The following is a 21,781-nucleotide window of genomic DNA, read 5'->3' as shown; positions in this document are numbered from 1 at the left end:
CTCAATCCATCAATTTGCGGGAGGTGGGGAGATTTTTTTACGGGTCGGCAGTAACCGGCTGAAATCCTTGCGAGTGGCCTTGAGCAACTCGACGACGCCACGAACACCGATGTGGCTGACTTCGCGCAGCGCAGACAGCGGTGTGTCCGGCTTGCCGCGGCCCCAGGTCGACGCCCAGGTGTCGGCACGGCCAAAGGTCAGGCGTACCAGCTCGCTCTGCTGACGCAGCGACAGATCATCGAAACGAGTGCCCAGATAACCGTCGCGGCAGAACATCACCGTGGCAGGGAAATGGCTGGTCTGCGTACCGCGATACAGCGACACCGTGATGCTGTCGCCACTGTCGATGCCCGAATCGGCGGGCATCACCAGTCCGAGGCCGGTCTGGGAAAAATCCTGAGTCACGGCATCGAATACCACGCCATCGGCGCGGGTAACGCGAATCGGCAGTCTGGCCTGGACCCGGGGCTCGGTACGCACCTGACGGATCTCGCTGGCCACCGCAATCGCAGCGCTGGTGATGATGATGTTGTAGATCGTCCAGGCCATGTTGATGACGATGGTCAGGGTGATCGCATCGTTATTCCAGCCCAGTTGGTAGAGGCTATAGATACCGAGTGCGAAGACCACTGCGTTCAGCGTCAGCAGCACGATGTAAGGCCGCGCCAGCGTCCAGTCGAAAAACTTCTCCTCGACCACTCCGCCCTTGTCGGTCACGTTGAAGCCACCGAATTTCGGATTGACCAGCGCCATCAGCACCGGGCCCATGATGTACCACGCCAGCACCGCCTCGTAGACCTCGTTCCAGAACGAATGGCGGAAGCGGCCCTGAATCCGCGAATTGGTCAGGCTGGCGTGGGCCAGGTGCGGCAACACATAGGCGGTGATCATCAGCGCCGAGGCGTGCATGACCTCGGCGCCGAACAGCAGGTACGCCAGTGGCGCGGTGAGAAACACCAGACGCGGCAGGCCGTAAAAGAAGTGCAGCATCGAGTTGGCGTAGCACAGCCGCTGGCCCAGTGACAGACCTTTGCCCAGCAGCGGGTTGTCAGTGCGAAAGATCTGCGCCATGCCCCGCGCCCAGCGAATACGCTGGGCAACGTGACGTGACAGACTTTCCGTCGCCAGCCCCGCCGCCTGGGGAATCGCAAGGTACGCCGTGTTGTAGCCGGCCCGGTTCAGCTTCAGCGCTGTGTGCGCATCCTCGGTCACGGTTTCAGTGGCCACACCACCGATGTCCAGCAACGACGAGCGCCGCAGCACCGCACAGGAGCCGCAGAAGAAAGTCGCGTTCCACAGGTCGTTGCCGTCCTGCAGCAAGCCGTAAAACAGCTCGCCCTCGTTAGGCACGCTGCGGAATGTATCGAGGTTCTTTTCGAACGGGTCGGGCGAGAAGAAAAAGTGCGGCGTCTGCAGCATCGCCAGTTTCGGGTCCTTGAGAAACCAGCCCATGGCGACCTGCAGAAAGGAGCGGGTCGGCACATGGTCGGCGTCGAACATGGCGATGTACTCGCCATTCGTGGCCTTGAGCGCTTCGTTCAGATTGCCCGCCTTGGCATGTCGATTGTCGCCGCGGGTCAGGTAGCCGACACCGATCTGTTCGCAGAACTCGCGAAAATCCTCGCGACGACCATCATCGAGCACATAGACCCGCAGCTTGTCGCGCGGCCAGTCGATGGACTGGGCGGCAAAGATGGTCAGTTTGACGATGCTCAGCGCCTCGTTGTACGACGGAATAAACACATCGACGGTCGGCCACTGGCTGGAATCGCTCGGCATGATCACCGGCTTGCGCTGCAACGGCCAGGCCGTCTGCACGTAACCCAGCACGATGACGATCAGCGTGTAGAACTCGGCGATGATCAGCCCATAGCCCAACAGGCTGTCCAGCCAGTTGTCGAAATCCAGGGTCGAGGTCAGACGCCAGTACATGTAACGAAACGAAGCCAGCAACGACAGGGTCACCAGCGCCAGTACCGAAATACGCCCAGGTATCCGGCGAATTACCAGCATCGCAGCGAAGCATGCCAGGGCAAAAAAGCACTGTGCATAGAGGTCCAGCGGCACGGTGACGACCAGCGCCATCAGCAGCAGGCCGACGACAATCGCCACGCTTTTCAAGGTGCGTCGCAGGGTCGTCGACAGACCGCCGAACCACGCCAGCAAAGCATGCAGCCACAATGATGAGCGCGTCCGGGGTACGGACGCGTCGAGCGACAGGTTGGTCATGACAATCGGTTCTCTTCTACATCCTGAGTCAGCAGTCGGGCAATCAGCACATTACTCAGCACGCGAAGGTCTTGGGTGCCGGGAGAGGCACTCGGAACCTGGACCGCGTTGTGGCCGTAGGCCAGCGCTTCTGCGAGCGCGTAATCATCGCGAACGACGCCCAGCAGGCGCTCGCCAAGACGTCGCGCCAGTACGTCGTACATGTCGCGACTGAAGGTGCGCGAAGCATCGAACCGGTTGATGACGTAATGACAGGCCGGCGGCTGCGACCCCGCCAGAACCGGCTCGAGCCAGCCCTGCATCTGATCCAGTGTCACGTAGCACGCCGCATCGGCGGTCAGCACCACCAGGACCTGGCTGGCAGCAGTCAGCGCCTGTTGCAACATGCGCAGGTCACCGCACGGCACATCGAGAATCACCACGTCGCGGGCATCGAGCTGCATACGGGCGATCTGACGGACCAGCCAGTGTGGATCGTTTTCCTGAAAATGCTCAAGGGAACGACGCTCATCGAGCGGCAGCGCGCCATATGGCAAAACCTGCGTGTCGCAGGAGCCGGTCAGCAACAGCGTGCGCCAGTTTTCGCCGCTCAGGCTGGCACCGCCGAGGCCGGCCACATCCGGGCTGGCATTAAGGTGGTGCATCAAGGCGTTTTGGGGGTCGAGATCGATCGCCAGTGTCTGCGCGCCGGGCACTCTGACCAGGCTGGCCATTGCCGCGCTGAGCGTACTTTTACCCACACCGCCCTTGGCTGACACCACCGCAATCACGCGCGCCGATGTTCTCGGCGGCTGGCCCTTGAACAGCGATTGGACCAGTGCTTCGTTGTTGCGTGCCTGCGCTTCAGCCTGGCGTGCCTGTGCGGCCTCGGCAAGCAGATTTGCCAGGACGCCGGAGGCTGCACCTTTGGCTGTCGGGGTCATCTGAAGGTCAGGTGCCGTGTCAGGCGTCTCGGCCGGTTGCGCCGCACAGGTCTGCTCAGGCACCGATTGATCGGTTACGCGTGGCGGCGTAGCAGGAAAGACACTGTCTACGGGCGTTTCGTGGTAGTCCAGGCTGTCGTCGATCTCCAGATAACCCTCGGAGCTCGCGCCAAAACGCTGAAACAAATTGGCCACATCGTCAGCTCGATTCATCCGGAACGACCTCAAAAGGGGCCGCTACGCACGATCCCTGTGTGAATGCATTAATACCAATGTGTAATGTCATTATGACAGTGTCAAGAAACCGATATATGTCGTCCACAATTTACCGATGAACGGTAAATTGTTCTTTTCTTGACATATTTCTGGCGTTGAAAAACCGTGCATTTGGCTGTTTCAAATGCGTTTGGAAGGAAAACGGGGTGCGAAAAGATAGCTACCTGTCCATTGAGCAGGACGGTAGCTATCGAGGTGAGAGGATGTCAGTGGCTGGCAGGAGCTGGGGTTGTTGCAGGAGCTGTTTCTGCGGACTGAGGCAGTGGCATGCCCTTGGGCCACAGCAGCCAGATATTGCCTTTCTGCTTCATGTCGCCAGCCAGCTTGCCCGCCTCATCGCCGGTCCCCCAGAACAGGTCGGCGCGTACCTCACCGGCAATCGCACCGCCCGTGTCCTGCGCCGCGACCGGACGGACCACGCTGCTGCCATCCGGCCGCGTCGTGGAGAGCCAGAGCAGACTGCCCAGCGGAATCACCTTGCGATCGATGGCCACGCTGTAGCCGGGGGTCAGTGGCACATTTAACGAGCCGCGCGGGCCTTCGTTGCTGTCGGGGTTACGGGCGAAAAACACGTAGCTGGGATTGCTCGCCAGCAGCTCGCTGATACGCTCCGGATGCGCCTTGGCCCAGGCGGCGATACTGCCCATGGTCACGTCTTCCTTCTTCAACTGACCCTGCTCTACCAGCCAGCGACCAATCGCGCGATACGGGCGACCGTTCTGATCGGCGTAGCCCAGACGCAGCTGCGAGCCATCCTCCAGACTCACGCGCCCCGAGCCCTGAATTTGCAGGAACTGCAGATCCATCGGGTCGGTCAGCCAGGCAATCACCGGCGCGTTCAAGCCTTGCGCGCTGATCGTCGCAGCGTCGTCGTAAGGCTTGAGCACCCTCCCCTCAAGCCGACCGCGCAGCCGCTTGCCTTTGAGCTCGGGGTAAATGCTGTCCAGATTGACCACGATCAGATCGTCCGGGATGCCATAAACCGGCACATTGGCGGTGGTGGTCTGGGTCAGGCTGCCCGGATAAACAGGCTCGTAATAGCCGGTGATCAAACCATCGGCACTGCCTCCATCTGCGCGCAGGCTGTAGACCTGCAACTGCTCCTGCAAAAAGGTGCGGATCTGCGCCGCATCCGGTGCGGCCGCGAGACTCACCGCCGCAGCACACGTCGGCCCCCACACCGCATCGGCTTTCAAACGAACACAGGCGCTGCGCCAAGAGGCAAAACCGGCCTGCAAATCCGCGTCGGACACCGCTGGCAACGCGTCCCAGCCGGCCTGGCTATAAGTGGTGTGCGGCGCCGCAGGCGGCGTCACCGGCTTGTCGGACTTGTCACACGCGGTCAGCAACGCAGCCAGTGGCAAAACCAGCGCCAGGCTCCGCAACCATGGTTTGAAAGAGAGCATCATCAGTAGCACCAATCCTTTTACAGCCCGCAGCAGGCTGGTGGGTGAAAGGTGTCATTGTGGCTGAAGCGGGCGTTGAGACCTAGTGGGGAGCTGCATTCAACTGGCCCGGATGCGGCTCCGGATAGTCGCGATTGATGTCGATGGGCTTGGCGTACGGCCCGTCCCAAAGCTGCTCGTGCAGTTGGCCGATGCGTTTGGCCATTGAGCCGTCGTGTATCACTACTTCCAGATTGCGCGAGTTGTCGAGGTAGCCGCCCAGCCAGTTGCTGGTGCCTACCCAGGCCACCTGATCATCAATATCCATGGTCTTGCTGTGGATCACGCGTGCATAGGGGATAAAACCCTGAGCCGCCATCGGCAATGTGACGACGCGCACCTGCACGTTGGGCACCAGCGCCAGACTCTTGAGGTAGGCGACTTCGGGCATGCCGGTGTTCCAGTCGGACACCATGAGCTTAATCGACACGCCGCGGGCGGCCGCGCTGCGCAGGGCATTATCGATGACCGCATAGTAAGGCCGGGTTTTGTCGGGCCCGTAGGACAGAGGCGCGTAATCCAGCAACTGGACACGAACCTCGCTTTTGGCTTGCGCCAGCAAACGCGGCAGTTCGGCCTGGGAGTCGACGACCCCTGGCGGGTTATAGCGCTGCGGGCTGGCGGTCAGGTAGTTGCCGTTGGGCGATGGGCTATCGATCGGGTGCGGCACGGGAGCCGGTTTGCCCTCGGTAATGGCAGCCTGGGCAAGCCAGTCCTGATCGAATATGGCCTGCGTCTGGCCCACGATGATCGGCTCGTCAATGCGCAGGCCGGTTTCGTGGATGTGCTCCAGTGAGCGCCAATCGAAATTCTGACTGCCGATGAACGCCTGTCGGCCATCCACGACCAGAAACTTGGCGTGAATGATGCCGCTGCCCGTGAGCTTTGCGTAGGGCAGTACGCGCAGGGTGAGATTGGGAATGGCGCGCAGTCGCTCAAGGGTCTGCGGGTCGGAAAGTTTCAGGCCTTTTTCTTCCAGCAGAAAACGGATTTTCACTCCGCGCTGCCCGGCTGCCGTCAGGCTTTCAAGCACCTTGTCCATGACCGAGCCTGCGTGGTCTGCGACATAGAACTGTTCGATGTCGATACGCTCGCGAGCCCCGTCAAACAGCTCCCGCCAGACCTCGTCGGGTGCTCGCAGGTCAGGCGTCTGCAGGTCAGACCCGACCGGCACGGTGTGGACCAACTCGAAACCCGGAATGGCGAAATCTGCCTGCGCGCACGAACTGCCCAGCAGTAACGCTGCGATCACGGCGCGGTAGCTCAGGGACAGTCGACGATACGAAGGGTAATAGAGCATTGCGAACCTCATCGCCAGACACAGACAAGATGGCGCATGCCATAGGCACGCGCCGCCAGGTAGATCAGGCCGTCCGGTATTTCGGTTGAGCCGAAGCAGCCGGATGCTCGGCTTCGTCATGCACACGTGCTCCGCTGGAAGCGCGGATCAGCAGGATCTTGAGTTGGTCGTTGATGCGTTCCAGGCTGTCCTGAAAGTAGTTGTGAAAGACCACGCAGAACAAAGCAATGGCAATACCCAGCCCGGTCGCGAACAGCGCTGTACCGATACCGGCGGAAATCTGCCCGGGATCGGATACACCGGCACTGGCCAGGGCCTTGAAGGTATCGATGATACCCAGAATCGTCCCCAACAAGCCCAACAGCGGCGCAGCGGTAGTAATGGTTTCGATCAGCCAGAGGCTGCGGGCCAGCGGTGCGCGAGTGCTCAGGTACTGGGTTTCGATGACATCATCCAGATCCCTGCGCGAGCCCTGCGCATTTTTTTGCGCCAGCACCGGCAGGACCATTTCCAGCGGCAGGCTGGTCCGGCGTGTCAGCGTCTCCGGCAGATCCTTTTCACTGTGCACCGAAGCACCGAGTGCCGTTTGCAACGCCCGCGACTGGCGACGCACGTAAGCAAAGTAGATGCCTCGTTCGATCGCTACAAAGATCGCTATCGCGATGGCGGCGTACATCACATAGAACGTGATGTAGTGAAGCTGATTCATGTCCATGGCACGGACCTCTGGTCAATGAAGATTAGAAATTGGCTTCAAGAGAAACGGTAACGGTACGCTCGACCCCGACGATGTAGGCCGGGTCGCCGTCGCGGAAACCGCTGTAAGTGCCCGCGTTGGTTTTGGTGGTGTACACGCCGTCCAGGTATTCCTTGTCGAACAGGTTGTCGACGTTCAGACGCAGAGTGGCGTCCTTGACGATTTTCTTGTCCACCGGAAGGTAGATCCCCGCGCCCAGATTGAAGATGGTGCGCCCCGGAATGCTTTCGTCGTTGGTCAGGTCGCCATACAGCTTGCTGGTGAGCTTGGCGCCAAAGGTCCCGTAATAACTGCCGTCGTCGTAGCCGATGTTGGCGGCCAGCATGTTCTTCGGCACGTTGGTAAATTGCTTGCCGCTGGTGGGCAGCTCAATGGCGGTGCCGTTATTGAAGACGGTCAGGTCATCTTTCTGTTTGGCGCGGGTGTAGGTGTACGAGGTGTAGTAATTGAAATGGTGCGGCAGCAAGCCACTCCACTCCAGTTCCAGCCCGCTGTTGTCGACTGCACCGGCGTTGATGTCGGCAAAGTCGCCGTTGATATCTTTTGATGACACCTGCCGGTCCTTGAACTGCAGGTAGAACAGCGTGGCCGCCAGCGTCATGTCCTGTTCGGTGTAGCGCCAGCCCAGTTCGTGGTTCCAGCTGGTTTCTGGCTTGCTGTCGATGGAGCCGGTGCCCGGGTCATACAGAACGTAGTTCTGCGGCACGCGCATGTTGCGTGACAGGCTGTAGAACAACTGGTCGCGCTCATCCAGCTGGTATTTGAGGCCGACGTTCGGCAACAGCTTGTTGTAGGTCTGGTCCCGTTTTTCCGGCCGCTCGGTCAGGCTGCCGTGGTTGGTGCCTTCGCGCTCGACATTCATGTAGGCCAGGCCGCCGACCAGCGTCCAGTCCGGGGCGAAATACCAGGTGTCCTGAGCCCAGACTTTTTGGGCAGGCGTCACGGTATAACGGTCACGGCCCTGGATCTCGTTACCGTTGGCATCGACCATGTAGTCCGAATCCGGCTGGATACTTTCAGGCTTGCCATTGCTCTTCAGGCGGATGAAAGGCTGAGTCTGCGACTGTCGCGCGCGTTCATACCAGTAGCCGACCTGTACGCTGTGTTCGTCGTTGACGTCCCAGTTCAACTTGGTGGTGATCCCCGGACGCCACGTCTGGGTGCGCGACGGCCGGTAATAAACGCCAGTGGTCGATGATCCGTCTGCGTTATAAGCCGCCGCCGTCGGCAGGTTGCTCAGGTCGAACACACCGTTCTGGTTCGAACCGCGGTTGAGCGCATAGGAAGAACTGTTCACGCCGCTGCCATTACCCCAGAAATAATAGGGGATGACGGAAAGAGACAGGTTGTCGGCCAGTTTGAATTGGGTATTGAGCACGCCGGTGAACGTCTGGAACGGGTTCTGCGCCAACTCGTAGTAGCTGGATAATTTACCGTTGCTGCCCAGCGCTGGCGTCGAAGGATAAGGGTCAAACTTGCGCCCGTTCTGCTGGAACTGACTCTTGGTGAGCTGGCTGTAGCTGTTGTTGTCCTGCTCGTGGTACTTGAGGATCAGGTTGGCGGTATTGCCCGAGCCCATGTCGAAGAAACTGTTCCACTCAACCTTGTCGGCACGCACCGCGCCATCGCCGCGCCATTTCTGACCTTCGGTGTGAGACATCGACAGCCAGTTGCTCAGCCCGTTGATCTCTCCGGTGTTGAGTCGCGCGAAGGTCTTGTAAGTGCCATTGCTGCCCGCCACCTGCTTGACGAATGCGCCGGTTTCCTTGGTGGGCCGGATGGTGACGATACCGATGTTGCCGCCGCTGGAACCGATGTGCGGGCCGTCACTTTCGGCAGAGCCTTGAGTCACGAAAATCTGATCGATGTTTTCCGGATCCCCCAGCAGATTGGAATACAACGCGTAGTTACCGGAGTCGTTGATCGGCATACCGTCCACCGACATGCCGACCTGATCGGAGTTGAGCCCGCGCATGGTGAATTTGAAACCAGAAAGACCTGTGGCGTCTTCGCTGGAGATATTCAGGCCCGGTGTGTACTTGAGCTTATCGATCGCATTCCCGGTCGCCGTCTGCTTGTCGAGCGCTTCCTTGGTGACAGTGGAACGCGCCTTGATGCTCTCCTCCTGCACCATGTAGCCACCCCCAACCGTCGCCTTGCCTTGCACACCAATGGTGCCGACATCACTGCCACTCGAGTCGGCCATAACCATGCCGTGACTCATGCCCGCGGCGACCAACGCAAGGTGAATTCTGGAAAACTTCATCACTCTGTTCCTTGTCAGTGCTATTGCACGCTGTAGTTGAAGGTGGCGGTGAAGCGCTGTTCGCTGCGTCCACCAAAGGCTTGCTCGGGAAACGGCTTGACCTGCTTGATGCGTCGCAGACTGTTGGCGGCTGCGCGGTTGAGCAGCATGCTGGAGGCCTGGGTCTGAATGCCGGAGTCCAGCACTCGCCCCTGGCGGTCGACCAATAGCCACACCACAACCTCGCCACTCGGACGCTCCAGTGAGGCCTGACGGCCAGTCGGGTATTGTTTGTAACCGTCCAGCTCACTGCGTAGCCCTTTGAGGTAGCCACCTTCCATACCCTGGGTGTCGACCTTCGGCGGTGCGGGTGGCGCAGGCGGTGACGGCGGCGCAACCGGGGCGCTGGCGGTCGGCTTGCTGGGTGCCTGAACCGGCTCGACGGGTTTTGCCACTGCCGGTTTGGGCAAGGGCTTAGGCCTTGGTTCTGGCTTGATCTCCGGCTTGGGTTTTGGCTTGGGAACGGGCTTGGGCGGCGGTGGAGGTGGCGCCGGTTCGGCCTCTTCGCTTTCGACTACAGGCGGCGGAGGTGGCGGCTCGTCAGGTTGTACCGGAGGCGGTTCGGGCTGCGTCAATGGCTCAGGGGCGGGCTGCTCGGGCTCGACCAGCGCCAGCTCGACGGCAGATTCGTCGTAGACCGGCTCCATTTTCAGAGGACGGGTCTGTACACCAATCACGATTGCGATGAGCGCCACCAACGCAGGCAGGCCACCAAGCCACTGACGTACACGAAACAGGAAATACATGGTCAGGATTTGCGCGTGGCGATGGAGACTGACGTGAAACCACCCAGACGCAGGGTGTCCATGATCTCGACCAGACGAGCGACTTCCACGCCCTTGTCACTGTTAACGATGATCGTGGTTTTAGTGTCGGGCTTTTCCAGCGCTTTCAAGGCAGGCACCAGGGCGTCGACCGTGGTCGCCTTGCCGTCGAGCTGTAATTCGCCGTTGAGCCCCAGAGTCAGGATCGATTTGTTCTGCGGTTTCAGTTGCTGCGAACTGCTGGCACTCGGCAGCTGGGTTTTCATCCCCAGCGCCGGAATCACGTTCAGGCTTACCAACACGAAAAAGACCAGCAGGAACATCATCACGTCGATCATGGGGATCAGTTCGATGTGCGCCTTGCGCTTTTTAGGTTCGTCCCACGTTCTCATGCCAGCCTCTCGCTTTCTTGTTAGAGGCCGAGAATCTAGCAACCGAACATGACCGATCGGTTGGTTTTACAAGACCGATACATGACTGTTACATGGCTGTTACCTGTACATCTCATGGCACTTAAATGATTCTTGAGGCCGTCACGGAAATGCCATAACAACGCGCCAGCGTTTGAGCATTCAACCCGACGGAAAATACGGATGAGTCACCCGCTGCCCACCATCAGAACCTCGCGTCTGCTGCTCGCCGCGTTGCAGCCGGAACAGGCACTCACCTTGTCACGCCTGGCCGACGAGCCGACGATTGCGGCCATGACTTCTACACTGCCCAGCCCCTACAACCTTGAGCATGCGCGGGCATTCATTGCACAGACCCACGACCAATACGCCGCCGGTCAGATGTTGAGCCTCGGGGTTCACATTCAGGAAACCGGAGAGCTGACCGGGATCGTCTCGCTACGCCTTTCGATGCCGCATCGCAGCGGCCATCTGGGTTACTGGACAGGAACGCACTATCAAAATCAGGGTTACGCCTGCGAAGCGGCTCAAGGCTTGCTGAGGCATGGCTTCACGGACATGAACCTCAACCGCATCGCCGGCCAGTGCTTCAGCGACAACCAGGCCAGCGCCAGGGTCCTGGAGAAGTGCGGGTTATCGTATGAGGGCTGTACCAGAGAGGCATTTCTGAAAAACGGTGTGTTCAAGAACATGTTGCTGTTCGGACTGTTGCGCTCGGAATACGCATCGTCGGAGGCCACGTCATGACCGATTTCAATCCGGATCGTCGACGCATCATTACCGGAGTCGCCGGTGCAACATTGCTGTCGATCCTCAGCCCATTTGCGCGCAGCGCGGGGGTCGATTATCCATTCACGCTCGGCGTGGCATCTGGTGATCCGTTGCCGGATGGCTTCGTGATATGGACACGTCTGGCGCCCAAGGTGATGACGCCCTCGGGCGATGGTGGCCTGAACAAACCCGTCGAGGTGCGCTGGAAGATCGCCAGCGATGCGGCCATGCTTCACGTAGTCCGCACAGGACAGGCCACCGCCCACCCGCGCCTTGCCCATTCGGTGCATGTTGAAGTGAGCGGCTTGCAGCCTGGACGCCCGTATTGGTATCAGTTCGAGAGCCTGGGGGCGCAAAGCGCTGTCGGGCAGGCCTGTACTGCTCCGCTGGCAAGTGCCATGGTCTCGGCGCGGTTCGGCTTCGTGTCGTGTTCGCACTGGGAGGCCGGGTATTTCAGCGCCTATCGACACTTGGCGGCAGAGCGCCCGGATCTGGTGTTCTTTCTTGGCGACTACATTTATGAGATGAACATATCCCCGGAAAACCCTCGGTTCCCGCGTCACCACGCTACACCTGATCCCATGGACCTGGAGGGCTATCGTAATCGCTACGCTCAGTACAAGACCGACCCCGACCTGCAAGCGCTGCATGCCTGTGCGCCGAGCGTGGCCACCTGGGATGATCACGAAGTACAGAATGACTACGCCGCGCAGTGGTCCCAGGACCCGAACGTTCCGGTGGACAGTTTTCTACGTCGCAGAGCCGCCGCTTATCAGGCGTTTTACGAGCACATGCCCTTGCGCGCCAGCAGCCTGCCCAAAGGACCGGACATGCGTATTTACCGGAACCTGGACTATGGCCGCCTGGCACGCTTTCATGTGCTGGACGGTCGGCAGTATCGTTCCGAACAGGCGTGCATCCAGGCCAACGGCAGCCGTCGAGGCTACGTAGCGCCCAGCGACTGTCCGGATCTGAGTGACCCCAAACGCACCATGCTCGGCTGGGAACAGGAAGCCTGGCTGGACCGCAGCTTCGCTGAATCACCTGGACAATGGAATGTCATTGCCCAGGACTTGCTGGTCGCTCCACTGGAACAGCGCAATCTCAAGACCCAGGCGCTGGGCCACTGGACCGATGGCTGGGACGGCTACGCGGCGACCCGCGAGCGCATGCTGGCATCCCTGCAACGCCACCAGACCCGCAACCCGGTGTTCTGGGGTGGCGATATCCATTCGTTCTGGACCACCGACCTGCACGCCGACGTAGGCAATCCGGAATCAGCCATCGTCGCCACCGAATTCGTCGGCACCTCGGTAACCTCCAGCGGACCACCGTTCGACGCCTTCAACAGCATTCTCGGCCTCAACCCACACGTGAAGTTCTTCGACAGCCGTCAGCGCGGCTATGTGGCAGTGGACCTGAACGAACAGCATATGCAGACCCGCTTTCAAGTGGTGTCGGATGTGCTGGATCCTGCGGCGAACGTGTCAACGCTGAAGCGTTTTGTGGTGGAGGCTGGCAAGGCGGGGGCTGTTGCCGGGTAGGTGACGTTTGGATTGGCCATATTTTGGACAAAATTGTCCACTGTGAAGAGACAGTAAAACCCGCTTCAGACGCTTTTTCCCTTTCCGGTGAGCTACTAACCTGAGCCCATGTTGCACGCCAGACCTCACCTACCCAAACGAAAGGACTTGACCATGACCCACACCACCTACAACCGCCTGAACAAAGATGACGCCATCGTTTTGCTGATTGATCATCAGACAGGCCTGATCTCGCTGGTGCAGGACTTCTCGCCGAACGAGTTTAAGAACAATGTTCTGGCCCTGGCTGACCTGGCCCGCTTCTTCGAACTGCCGACCATTCTCACCACCAGTTTTGAACAAGGCCCCAACGGCCCGCTGGTTCCGGAACTCAAGGCAATGTTTCCCGATGCGCCGTACATTGCCCGGCCGGGTCAGATCAACGCCTGGGATAACGAAGACTTTGTAAAGGCCATCAAGGCGACCGGCCGAAAACAGTTGATCATTGCCGGGGTAGTGACCGATGTGTGCGTGACCTTTCCGACCCTGTCGGCATTGGCTGAAGGGTTTGAAGTATTCGTGGTCACCGATGCCTCCGGCACCTTCAACACCACGGTTCAACAAGCCGCGTGGTCGCGCATGACGCAGGCAGGTGCGCAACTGATGAACTGGTTCTCGGTGGCCTGTGAGCTGCAGGGCGACTGGCGTAACGATATCGAAGGACTGGGTAACCTGCTTTCCGAGCGCATCCCGAACTACCGCAACCTGATGAACAGCTATTCGGCGCTGACTGCTCGGTAGAGGCTGTCGACAAGTAGGGTGATAGGCGTCTGTAAGAAACACTATCGTGCCCATGCGTTGGCATGCCGTTCAGGATGCTTCGCGCGTCCGATCTTGATTGCGCGCCGCGGCGTAGAGGTGGATGGCCAGACTGCAAGGACCGGCCATTTCCACACCGCACAACACACCACAGAGTCCGCGAAACCAGAAAGACTACTTCAACTGATTGGCAAACCGCCCCACGGCGCCCACGACCTGTTTGGCTCCTTCCTGAATCTCGACGATCACGGCACCGGCCTCGTTGGCCAGCACCAGGCCCTGCTCCGCCTGGGTGCGGCTGTTGGCCATGCCGCGCACTGCCTCATCGGCCAGCGACTGGTTTTGCTGCACGACGCTGACGATTTCTTCGGTCGCGGCGCTGGTGCGGCCTGCCAGTTGGCGGACTTCGTCAGCCACCACGGCAAAGCCCCGGCCCTGCTCACCGGCACGTGCGGCCTCGATGGCGGCGTTGAGCGCCAGCAGGTTGGTTTGCTGGGCAATCCCACCAATGGTCTGCACGATGGAATTGATCAGCAATGACTGTTTGCCCAGCGCTTCGATGCCCGAGGAGGCTGACTGCATCTCTTCGGAGATCTTGCGCATGGTCTTTACAGTGTTTTGCACCACGTCCGCGCCGCGCTGGGCGCTGACGTCGGTCTGCTGGGAGATTTCAAACGCCACGCTGGCGGCCTGACTGACTTCTTCTTCGCGGGCCACCTGGTCGGTCACCATCGTGGCGAACTTGACCACCTTGTAGAGTTTGCCCTGAGCATCGTGGACCGGGTTGTAGGTCGCTTCCAGCCAGACCTCACGCCCGTTGCTGTCGAGACGCTTGAAGCGCCCGGCCACGAACTCGCCACGGTTGAGCATCGCCCAGAATTCCCGGTACGACGCCTGAGAGGTTTCCGCAGGATCACAGAAGATGCTGTGATGCTTGCCCTTGATCTGCGCCAGGTTATAACCCATGCCGCGCAGGAACTGATCGTTGGCGGTCAATACCTGGCCGCTGAGGTCGAACTCGATCACGGCGGTCGAGCGTAACAGCGCCTGGATGAACGCGGAGTTCTCGGCAGCCGTTTCGACGATCTGGGTGATGTCCGAACCGTAGCATTGCAACGTCATCAGCCTGCCTTGCTCATCCAGCACTGGCTGCCAGAGGGCGCGAATCCACACCAGCCGGCCATCGGCATGCAGAAAACGGTACCTGTCGATGACCGACTCGCCCTTCTGCACCGCCACTTTGAGACTGCGGTAGCAATCCAGCTGTTTGACGTAAGTAGGCACCAAGTGATCGAGATCCTTGCCCTGCAGTTGCTCCAGCGAATAGCCAAGCGCATTGAGAAAGTTTTCATTGGCGTGGACGATGTGGTGGCTGGCGTCCAGAGTCAGACAGACCATTTGCGCATCCATCCCTTTCTGCATCTGCCGGTACATGGATAACTCGGCCTTTTGTGCCTGTAATTCCTTTTTCAAGCGAGCGTTGAACATGACGGCACCCATAGTGAGGTTGTACGTATATATCGACACAAGCGTAGACGGGATTAAGGCATTTCGTCTGATGGTGGCAGGATGAATTACAGGGCGTTTGCGACAGAAGAAACGACCGTCTCAAGGCCATCTCGCGCATTGCTGCGAGATGTTCTCAGCGATGACAGCCCGCGGCCATTTGTCACCCAAGGCACGCCGTTAGCCACCATCGGTCGACTTTGGACTGGCGGCACGATACATTGATGGCACTAAGACATCACTCGTGATGTCCTATGTCTCTCGATGTTAATGTCCCGGTGTCACATGCTTGTTTCTGCCCTTGAACGTCCCAATCTTGAAGATGCGCAACTCCTTGCCGAGGTCGAGCAGACGATCACTTCAGGTGTTGGCTCGTTACGCTTCAGCCGTGTTCTTGAGCAACGCTATCAGGAAGAAACCCGGCTACCGCGGCGCGAGTTCCTGACGGCGGTAGGGATTGGCGGCAGTCTGATCTACAACCTGTTCCTGATCAGTGACTGGTTGATACTGCGGGATGTGTTTTTCTATGTAGCCGTGGGCCGTCTGTGCCTGATGACGCCGATGTTTATCGCGCTATTGATACTGGCTCAACGCGTTACCACGCGCTGGGCGATGGAAACCATCGCTGCATTCGCCACGGTCGTGTGCTCGCTCATGCCATTGCTGGTCATGATTCACAGCGACAGCCCTTATCAGATCTTTTATCAACTCGGCATGCTGTTGATCATGGTCTACTGCACCATGATCCAGCAATTGCCGTTGCGTCATGCCGCTGTCGCCATGTCATGCATGCTGATCATCCAGTTGGTGACTACCTACATTGCCGACTTCGCCGACTTCGTGATCTGGCAGGCCAACGCCGTGTTGTTCGTCTCGACGGTAGCACTGCTGCTGATGGCCTCCTACTTTCTGGAGCGGGCAAGCCGCATGAGCTACCTGTTTGCGCTCCGCGGGCGCCTGCTTCAAGTGCAATTGATGGAGTTCGCGCGTACCGATGGGCTGACCCGGCTGTTCAATCGACACTACCAGGATGAAGTGATGACCTCCGTCTGGGAGCACGCTCGCAATACGCCGGCGAACGTGGCGATCATCCTGCTGGACATCGACCACTTCAAATCCTACAACGACAACTACGGGCACCCGCAAGGCGATACTTGCCTCAGATTGCTTTGTCAGAAAATCCAGCAAAGCGCGCATGAGCATGGCGCTGTGGCGTTCCGGTTCGGCGGCGAAGAGGTTCTGGTGCTGATGATCGGCGATGCCGTGCAGGCCAGAGAAGTGGCCGCGGCCCTGCAGAGCGCTGTTGCCGAGCTTAAATTGCCGCACCCGGTGCTGGGTGAAAACGCGCTGGTCACCATCAGCCTCGGCGTGGCGTGTGCGACAGCGCCCCTGACCAGCGCCGAGAACCTGATTGGTGCGGCTGACAATGCCCTCTACGCGGCCAAGCGCGCCGGACGTAATTGCGTGTGCTTTGCGTGAAATGAAACACCGCAGGATCCTGCTTTACGCCACGCCCCTGCCACTTTAATCTCGGCGCACACCCAGGCTGGGAGCCATCGCATGAGTATTCACATTGACGTCAACACCAACCCTACGGAAGAGGATCGTCTGGCGATTCTGGAACCACTGAAACGGTTCAACGCCGAGCAGGCGGGCGACGGCAAGTCCGGGAAAGTGGCGATGTTCATTCGCGATGATCAAACCCGGGAAGTCCTCGGCGGCCTGCACGCTCGTATTCTTTATGAGTGGCTGTTCATCGAGCTGCTGGTCGTGCCGGAACAAGCCCGTGGGCAAGGCATGGGCTCGCGTCTGATGCAGATGGCCGAGGATCTGGCGGTTGAAAAGGGCTGCACGGGAATCTGGCTGGACACCTTCGACTTCCAGGCCCCCGACTTCTATCGTCGCCACGGTTACACCGAGTTCGGCCAGATTGACGACTATCCGCCTGGCAACAAGCGCTTCTTTTTCCAGAAGCGCCTGCCGAACACAACGGCCTGATGCTTGCGTCAGACCTTGAACTTGCCTACCAGATTGTTGAAGGAAATGGCCAGACGTGACAGCTCCTGGCTTGAAGCACTGGTCTGGTGCGCACCTGCGGCGGTCTGGGTGGAAAGGTCCTGAATGTTGACCAGGTTGCGATCCACTTCGCGCGCAACGTGGGACTGCTCTTCGGAGGCCGTCGCAATCAACAGGTTGCGGTCGTTGATCTCGGCGATGCTCTGCGCAATGCGCTCCAGCGACTGCCCCGTGGCCTGAGCCAGGGTTTGCGTGTTGCTGGCCAGCGTGCGGCTGTTGCCCATGGCCCGCACGGCCTGATCGGCACTGGCCTGGACACTGCCGATCATGGTTTCGATTTCGCCAGTGGATGCCTGGGTTCGAGCGGCCAGCGCCCGTACTTCGTCCGCTACCACAGCAAAGCCGCGCCCCTGCTCGCCTGCACGCGCAGCCTCGATGGCGGCGTTGAGGGCCAGCAGGTTGGTCTGCTCGGCGATCCCACGGATCACGTCCAGCACCTGCCCGATCTCACGAACGCGTCCGGCGAGTTCTTCGACCATCGTGGTCGAACTGCTGATCTCGGCACTGACGGTATTGATCGCATTCACGGCATCACGGGCCTGATCACGACCGGCAGCCGCGTCGGTGCTGGTCTGTCGGGACGCTTCCGACGTCGACATGGCGTTACGCGCGACCTCTTCGACCGCAGCGGTCATCTCGTTCACCGCCGTAGCGGCCTGCTGAATCTCATCGTTCTGACGGATCAGACCGCGACTGCTTTCTTCAGTCACCGCATTCAGCTCTTCAGCGGCCGAGGCCAACTGGTCGGCAGCGCTGGATATTTGCCCGATCGTGCTTTTCAGGTTGTCCTGCATATCGCTCAGGGCAACCAGCATCATGCCGGCTTCGTCGTGATATTGGCTGGTAATCGGCAGGGTCAGATCACCGCTGGCAATTCGCCGGGCATTGGTCACTGCCGTATTGATTGGCGTGCTGATGGCGCGACTTATGAACAGGCCCATCACAAACGCGGCCAAGAATGACAAACCAATGCCGATGTACAGGTTTCGTTGCGCAGCGTCCTGTGTCTGGTCGGAAGCGACAGCGGCCTCCCCCGCCTGACGATTATTGGAGTTGACGATGGTGGTCAGCTGATCCATGACCTTCAGGTAACCGCTGCGTACATCACCGTCGATGATCGCTCTCGCACCCGCAATGTCACCGGACAGGGCAGTGCCTTTGGCCTGCTCGATGAGTGCCTGATAGCCAGGCCAGTCTCTGTCCATCTGATCACCGGCGGCGCGCTCGTCATCCTCAAGCGGCGTAGCCCGGTAGGTGGCGTAGCTTTTTTCAGCCTGAGTCCTGTTAACGGTCATGCTCGCGAGAATATCGTCCTTGACGCTTTGCGGGGCGTTGCCTGCCATGGCGGCCAATAAACGATAAAGATCACGGTTCTGAGCAATGACCGAGGCCTTGACCTCGCCGGTTTTTGTAACCGACAGCAGGCTGTTGGTAAACACGTTATCCAGGCTGACGGACAAGGCACTGATGCCTCGGCTGCCTATTACGCCTACCCCTAGGGTGAAAAGCGCACATAACGCAAAAGACATGAAAAGCTTGGCCGACAGCCTCGCGTTGTAGAACCATTTCATAGCTGAAACCCTCATGAGCAAATATGGCACAACGCCATAAAAACTTTATGGAATTCAGATGCCTGCTGCATAGTCATGTATCGGCATTTTCAGCGCACTCTGCAGGCGGTTAACAAAGTCTTCATACGGACATGGTCGAGCGGGCCGTCTCGCATGCCTGCAATGTCCGGAAACACGCGCTCGCGTGGTGTAACAAGAACTTTCCAGGCCCGTTGCGTTACCATTCCCGCCTGTGTCCCGCCAGAGTCATGAGTCAGGATGTCTGCTTCTTCCATCGAACAACTCACTTCGTTACCGTCCATCCTTGCCGGCCCGCTGTTGCGCCGTCAGGAAGCCGGCCGCCTGGTGTTGTGGCTGGCAGGGTCTCGTCCGTTGCGCCTGACAGTGCGCCTGCGCCATGCCGCTACCGATGCCCCCACGGCGGGCTTCAACGATTACGTACTCGACGACCGGCAATGCCAGGTCATCGCATTCGGGCGCCAAGCGTTCATTCACCTGATCGATCTGCAACTGGAAGCCGAACTGCCCCGCGACACCTGGATCGAGTACGACCTGCTGGTGGAAGGCGAAGGCGGCATTGCCGAGTGGGCGCCGCACCTGCTGTACGAGGGCAACCGCTACCCGAACTTCGTGGTGCGCAGCAGCATTGATCACCTTTTGCATGGCTCGTGCCGCAAGCCGCACCACAGCGCGGCCGAGGGTCTGCTGTGCGTGGACCGCCTGCTGGCCGACGTCAAGGAGCCGCTGCAACGCCCTGCGCTGTTGATGATGAGCGGCGATCAGATCTACGCCGACGATGTCGCCGGGCCGATGCTGCGCGCCATCCATGTGCTGATCGAGCGGCTGGGATTGTTCGACGAGCGACTCGACGGTGCCATCGTCGATGACAGCCCTCGTCTCTATGCGCATCCGGCCAGCTATTACCAGCGTGCCGACCTGCTGCCGGCCCTGAAAAGCAACGACACGCTGCGCGAGCGTTTTTTTGGCGGCACCAGCAAGCCGGTATTCACCAGCAGCACAGCGGATAACCATCTGGTTACCCTGGCGGAAGTCATGGCGATGTACCTGCTGGTCTGGTCACCCACGCCCTGGACCCTGATCGAACCCGGCAGGCCGCGGCTGGAAGACGGGGAAGTCGAGCGCTACGCCAGGGAGCAGCAAGTGGTCGAGGCATTTGCCGAGGGCCTGGGCGGCGTAGCGCGGGCGATGGCGCATCTGCCGTGCATGATGATTTTCGACGACCACGACATCACCGATGACTGGAACCTGTCGGCGAACTGGGAGCAAACGGCTTACGGCCACCCATTCTCCAAACGCATCATCGGTAACGCCCTGCTCGCCTATCTGCTTTGCCAGGGCTGGGGGAATAACCCGGATGCGCTCAACGGGCTGGTCAGGCAGGCTCACGCACTGAGCACCGAGGCCGTGTCGAACGACAACTGGCTGGACAGCCAGGCCCAGGACCAGCTGATTGATCAGCTGTTGAAGTTTCAGCAATGGCATTACGTGTTACCCACCAGCCCGGCACTGGTGGTACTGGATACCCGCACCCGGCGCTGGCGCAGCGAGTCGAACTTCAACCACCCGTCCGGCCTGCTCGACTGGGAAGCACTCAGTGAACTGCAACAGGAGCTGATCGACCATAAATCAGCGATTATCGTCTCACCTGCCCCCGTGTTCGGCGTCAAGTTGATCGAGGCCATACAACGGATATTCAGTTGGTGCGGCTATCCGTTGCTGGTCGATGCGGAAAACTGGATGGCGCACCGTGGCGCCGCCAACGTCATTCTGAACATCTTTCGCCATTCCAGAACACCGGGCAATTACGTGATCCTGTCGGGCGATGTGCATTACTCGTTCGTCTACGAAATCCTGATTCGCCAGCGCAGTGGCGGGCCTCATATCTGGCAAATCACCAGCAGTGGTATCAAGAATGAATTCCCCCGTCGTCTGCTGGACACTTTTGATCGGCTGAATCGCTGGTTATACTCTCCCCGCTCACCTCTTAACTGGTTCACCAAGCGCCGCCTGATGAAGGTTGTTCCGCGCACGCCCGAGCACAGCAAGGCCGGTGAACGCTTATGGAACTCGGCAGGTGTCGGGCAGGTACTGTTCAACGAACAGGGCCAGCCGACCCTGATCAACCAACTCAATGCCAACGGTGACCCGCCTACCTGTTTCGTCGAACCGGAAGAATACAGAGACCAGCGATCTGACCCAGAGCGTGGTTTTATGGAAAACAACCGGAAAACAAGGGAGAGTCACCGCTAAACTTATCGGCAATTGCCGGGTCGATAGTTGCTACCGGTCAGGTTGCGGCACACCCTGGCAAGCATTATTTCCTGGAGAGCGCCCCCGTGATAACCAATCAACGCATAGCCAGACTCAACGCATGGGGGGCGCATGGCTTCACCGCCACCGGCGTAGTCCTTGCGTTCCTGGCGACCATTGCCTTGTTCAATAATGAACCCAAAGCCTGCCTGTTGTGGCTGGGCGCGGCCCTGATCGTGGATGGAGTCGACGGCTCACTGGCTCGCAAGGTCAACACCACGTCGGTTCTGCCGCACTTCGATGGCTCGGTACTGGATCTGGTCATCGACTACCTGACCTACGTGTTCATCCCGGCACTGTTCATCTACCGCTATATACCGGTACCGGATTACACGCTGCTGCTGAGCGTCTCGGTCATTCTGGTTTCGTCGCTGTTCTGCTTCTGCAACGTCGACATGAAAAGCAAGGACAACTACTTTCAGGGCTTCCCCGCTGCCTGGAACGTCGTTGCACTGTGCCTCTACATTCTGTCACCTGCACCCTGGCTGACGTTCATCACCATCATCGCTCTTGCGCTGCTGACCCTGACCCGCATGAAGTTCCTGCACCCGTTCCGCGTGCGCCGCTTCATGCCGATCAATATCGCTGTGACCACCGTATGGTTGCTGTCCAGCGCACTGCTGATCATCAACCACCCGCACAATGGCCCGGTGGTCATGGGGCTGTGGCTGGCGATGTCGGCGTATTTCCTGGGGATTTGTATCTGGAGAACGTCGCTGGAGTGGCTGGGTCGGCTTAAAGCCTGACACTCAAGTCAGACCAAAAAGCTCGCTGA

Annotated in this window: 17 protein-coding genes and 1 pseudogene; 7 read left to right on the top strand and 11 right to left on the bottom strand. The window is 59.4% G+C overall.

The genetic code is table 11. The features are described from left to right. Nucleotides 1–9: 9 nt before the first annotated feature. The 8 genes from bcsA to AO388_RS09060 form a co-directional block, all read right to left on the bottom strand. On the bottom strand, nucleotides 10–2,229 hold the full coding sequence (bcsA, locus tag AO388_RS09095; protein WP_003365732.1) for a UDP-forming cellulose synthase catalytic subunit: 2,220 nt from the start codon (nucleotides 2,227–2,229) through the stop codon (nucleotides 10–12). After that, a complete protein-coding gene (bcsQ, locus tag AO388_RS09090) occupies nucleotides 2,226–3,365 on the bottom strand; it encodes a cellulose biosynthesis protein BcsQ (protein WP_054080615.1) in 1,140 nt (379 codons plus the stop codon). The genes bcsA and bcsQ overlap by 4 nt, the downstream gene beginning before the upstream one ends. 269 nt (nucleotides 3,366–3,634) lie before the next feature. After that, nucleotides 3,635–4,837, bottom strand: a complete 1,203-nt coding sequence (gene mltA, locus AO388_RS09085) for a murein transglycosylase A (protein WP_003365736.1) — start codon at nucleotides 4,835–4,837, stop codon at nucleotides 3,635–3,637. Nucleotides 4,838–4,916: 79 nt separating this feature from the next. Continuing rightward, nucleotides 4,917–6,173 carry a phospholipase D-like domain-containing protein gene (locus AO388_RS09080; protein WP_058416329.1) on the bottom strand — a complete coding sequence of 419 codons (1,257 nt, stop codon included), beginning with the start codon at nucleotides 6,171–6,173 and terminating at the stop codon, nucleotides 4,917–4,919. Nucleotides 6,174–6,237: 64 nt separating this feature from the next. Continuing rightward, a complete protein-coding gene (locus AO388_RS09075) occupies nucleotides 6,238–6,888 on the bottom strand; it encodes a MotA/TolQ/ExbB proton channel family protein (RefSeq protein WP_058416328.1) in 651 nt (216 codons plus the stop codon). A 25-nt stretch (nucleotides 6,889–6,913) separates the two neighbouring features. Continuing rightward, on the bottom strand, nucleotides 6,914–9,196 hold the full coding sequence (locus tag AO388_RS09070; RefSeq protein WP_003433789.1) for a TonB-dependent receptor: 2,283 nt from the start codon (nucleotides 9,194–9,196) through the stop codon (nucleotides 6,914–6,916). Nucleotides 9,197–9,216: 20 nt separating this feature from the next. Then, nucleotides 9,217–9,981 (bottom strand): energy transducer TonB family protein, encoded by a 765-nt coding sequence (locus tag AO388_RS09065; protein ID WP_058416327.1) that lies wholly within the window; start codon nucleotides 9,979–9,981, stop codon nucleotides 9,217–9,219. Nucleotides 9,982–9,983: 2 nt separating this feature from the next. Further along, nucleotides 9,984–10,391 carry an ExbD/TolR family protein gene (locus AO388_RS09060; protein ID WP_003380333.1) on the bottom strand — a complete coding sequence of 136 codons (408 nt, stop codon included), beginning with the start codon at nucleotides 10,389–10,391 and terminating at the stop codon, nucleotides 9,984–9,986. Nucleotides 10,392–10,592: 201 nt separating this feature from the next. Between AO388_RS09060 and AO388_RS09055 the strand changes: the two genes are divergently transcribed. The 3 genes from AO388_RS09055 (at nucleotide 10,593) to ycaC (ending at nucleotide 13,504) form a co-directional block, all read left to right on the top strand. After that, nucleotides 10,593–11,156 (top strand): GNAT family N-acetyltransferase, encoded by a 564-nt coding sequence (locus AO388_RS09055; RefSeq protein ID WP_058416326.1) that lies wholly within the window; start codon nucleotides 10,593–10,595, stop codon nucleotides 11,154–11,156. Then, nucleotides 11,153–12,724, top strand: coding sequence for an alkaline phosphatase D family protein (locus AO388_RS09050; RefSeq protein ID WP_003365746.1), 1,572 nt, complete (start codon nucleotides 11,153–11,155; stop codon nucleotides 12,722–12,724). The genes AO388_RS09055 and AO388_RS09050 overlap by 4 nt, the downstream gene beginning before the upstream one ends. Nucleotides 12,725–12,877: 153 nt before the next feature. Beyond that, the gene (gene ycaC / locus AO388_RS09045; RefSeq protein ID WP_058416325.1) at nucleotides 12,878–13,504 is read left to right on the top strand and encodes an isochorismate family cysteine hydrolase YcaC; all 627 of its coding nucleotides are present in this window, start codon (nucleotides 12,878–12,880) and stop codon (nucleotides 13,502–13,504) included. 192 nt (nucleotides 13,505–13,696) lie between these two features. Here ycaC and AO388_RS09040 read toward each other — a convergent pair whose 3' ends face one another. Continuing rightward, a complete protein-coding gene (locus AO388_RS09040) occupies nucleotides 13,697–15,010 on the bottom strand; it encodes a methyl-accepting chemotaxis protein (RefSeq protein ID WP_058416417.1) in 1,314 nt (437 codons plus the stop codon). A 303-nt stretch (nucleotides 15,011–15,313) separates the two neighbouring features. On the opposite strand from AO388_RS09040, the gene AO388_RS09035 reads away from it, so the two are divergent. Together AO388_RS09035 and AO388_RS09030 are read left to right on the top strand one after the other, a co-directional pair. Next, entirely contained in the window at nucleotides 15,314–16,507 is a 1,194-nt protein-coding gene (locus tag AO388_RS09035) for a GGDEF domain-containing protein (RefSeq protein WP_003433802.1), read from the top strand. Nucleotides 16,508–16,588: 81 nt separating this feature from the next. Then, complete coding sequence (locus AO388_RS09030) at nucleotides 16,589–17,026, top strand: GNAT family N-acetyltransferase (RefSeq protein WP_054080612.1); 438 nt, start codon at nucleotides 16,589–16,591, stop codon at nucleotides 17,024–17,026. A gap of 8 nt (nucleotides 17,027–17,034) precedes the next feature. Here AO388_RS09030 and AO388_RS30235 read toward each other — a convergent pair whose 3' ends face one another. After that, nucleotides 17,035–17,898, bottom strand: a complete 864-nt coding sequence (locus AO388_RS30235; RefSeq protein WP_442963819.1) for a methyl-accepting chemotaxis protein — start codon at nucleotides 17,896–17,898, stop codon at nucleotides 17,035–17,037. Then, nucleotides 17,893–18,675: pseudogene (locus tag AO388_RS30230) on the bottom strand (MCP four helix bundle domain-containing protein); the annotation flags it as partial. The pseudogene AO388_RS30230 and the gene AO388_RS30235, both read right to left, overlap by 6 nt. Before the next feature lie 258 nt (nucleotides 18,676–18,933). Between AO388_RS30230 and AO388_RS09020 the strand changes: the two are divergent. Together AO388_RS09020 and pcsA are read left to right on the top strand one after the other, a co-directional pair. Continuing rightward, entirely contained in the window at nucleotides 18,934–20,946 is a 2,013-nt protein-coding gene (locus tag AO388_RS09020) for an alkaline phosphatase D family protein (RefSeq protein ID WP_058416323.1), read from the top strand. A gap of 86 nt (nucleotides 20,947–21,032) precedes the next feature. Beyond that, nucleotides 21,033–21,752: a phosphatidylcholine synthase gene (gene pcsA / locus AO388_RS09015; RefSeq protein WP_003433808.1), complete on the top strand. Its 720-nt coding sequence runs from the start codon at nucleotides 21,033–21,035 to the stop codon at nucleotides 21,750–21,752. Nucleotides 21,753–21,781 lie beyond the last annotated feature (29 nt).

This window comes from Pseudomonas sp. ICMP 10191 (assembly GCF_001467335.1).
Lineage (GTDB): Bacteria > Pseudomonadota > Gammaproteobacteria > Pseudomonadales > Pseudomonadaceae > Aquipseudomonas > Aquipseudomonas cerasi.
The sequence above is the reverse complement of the archived record's forward strand: the minus strand, read 5'-3'. Positions and strand labels throughout refer to the sequence as shown.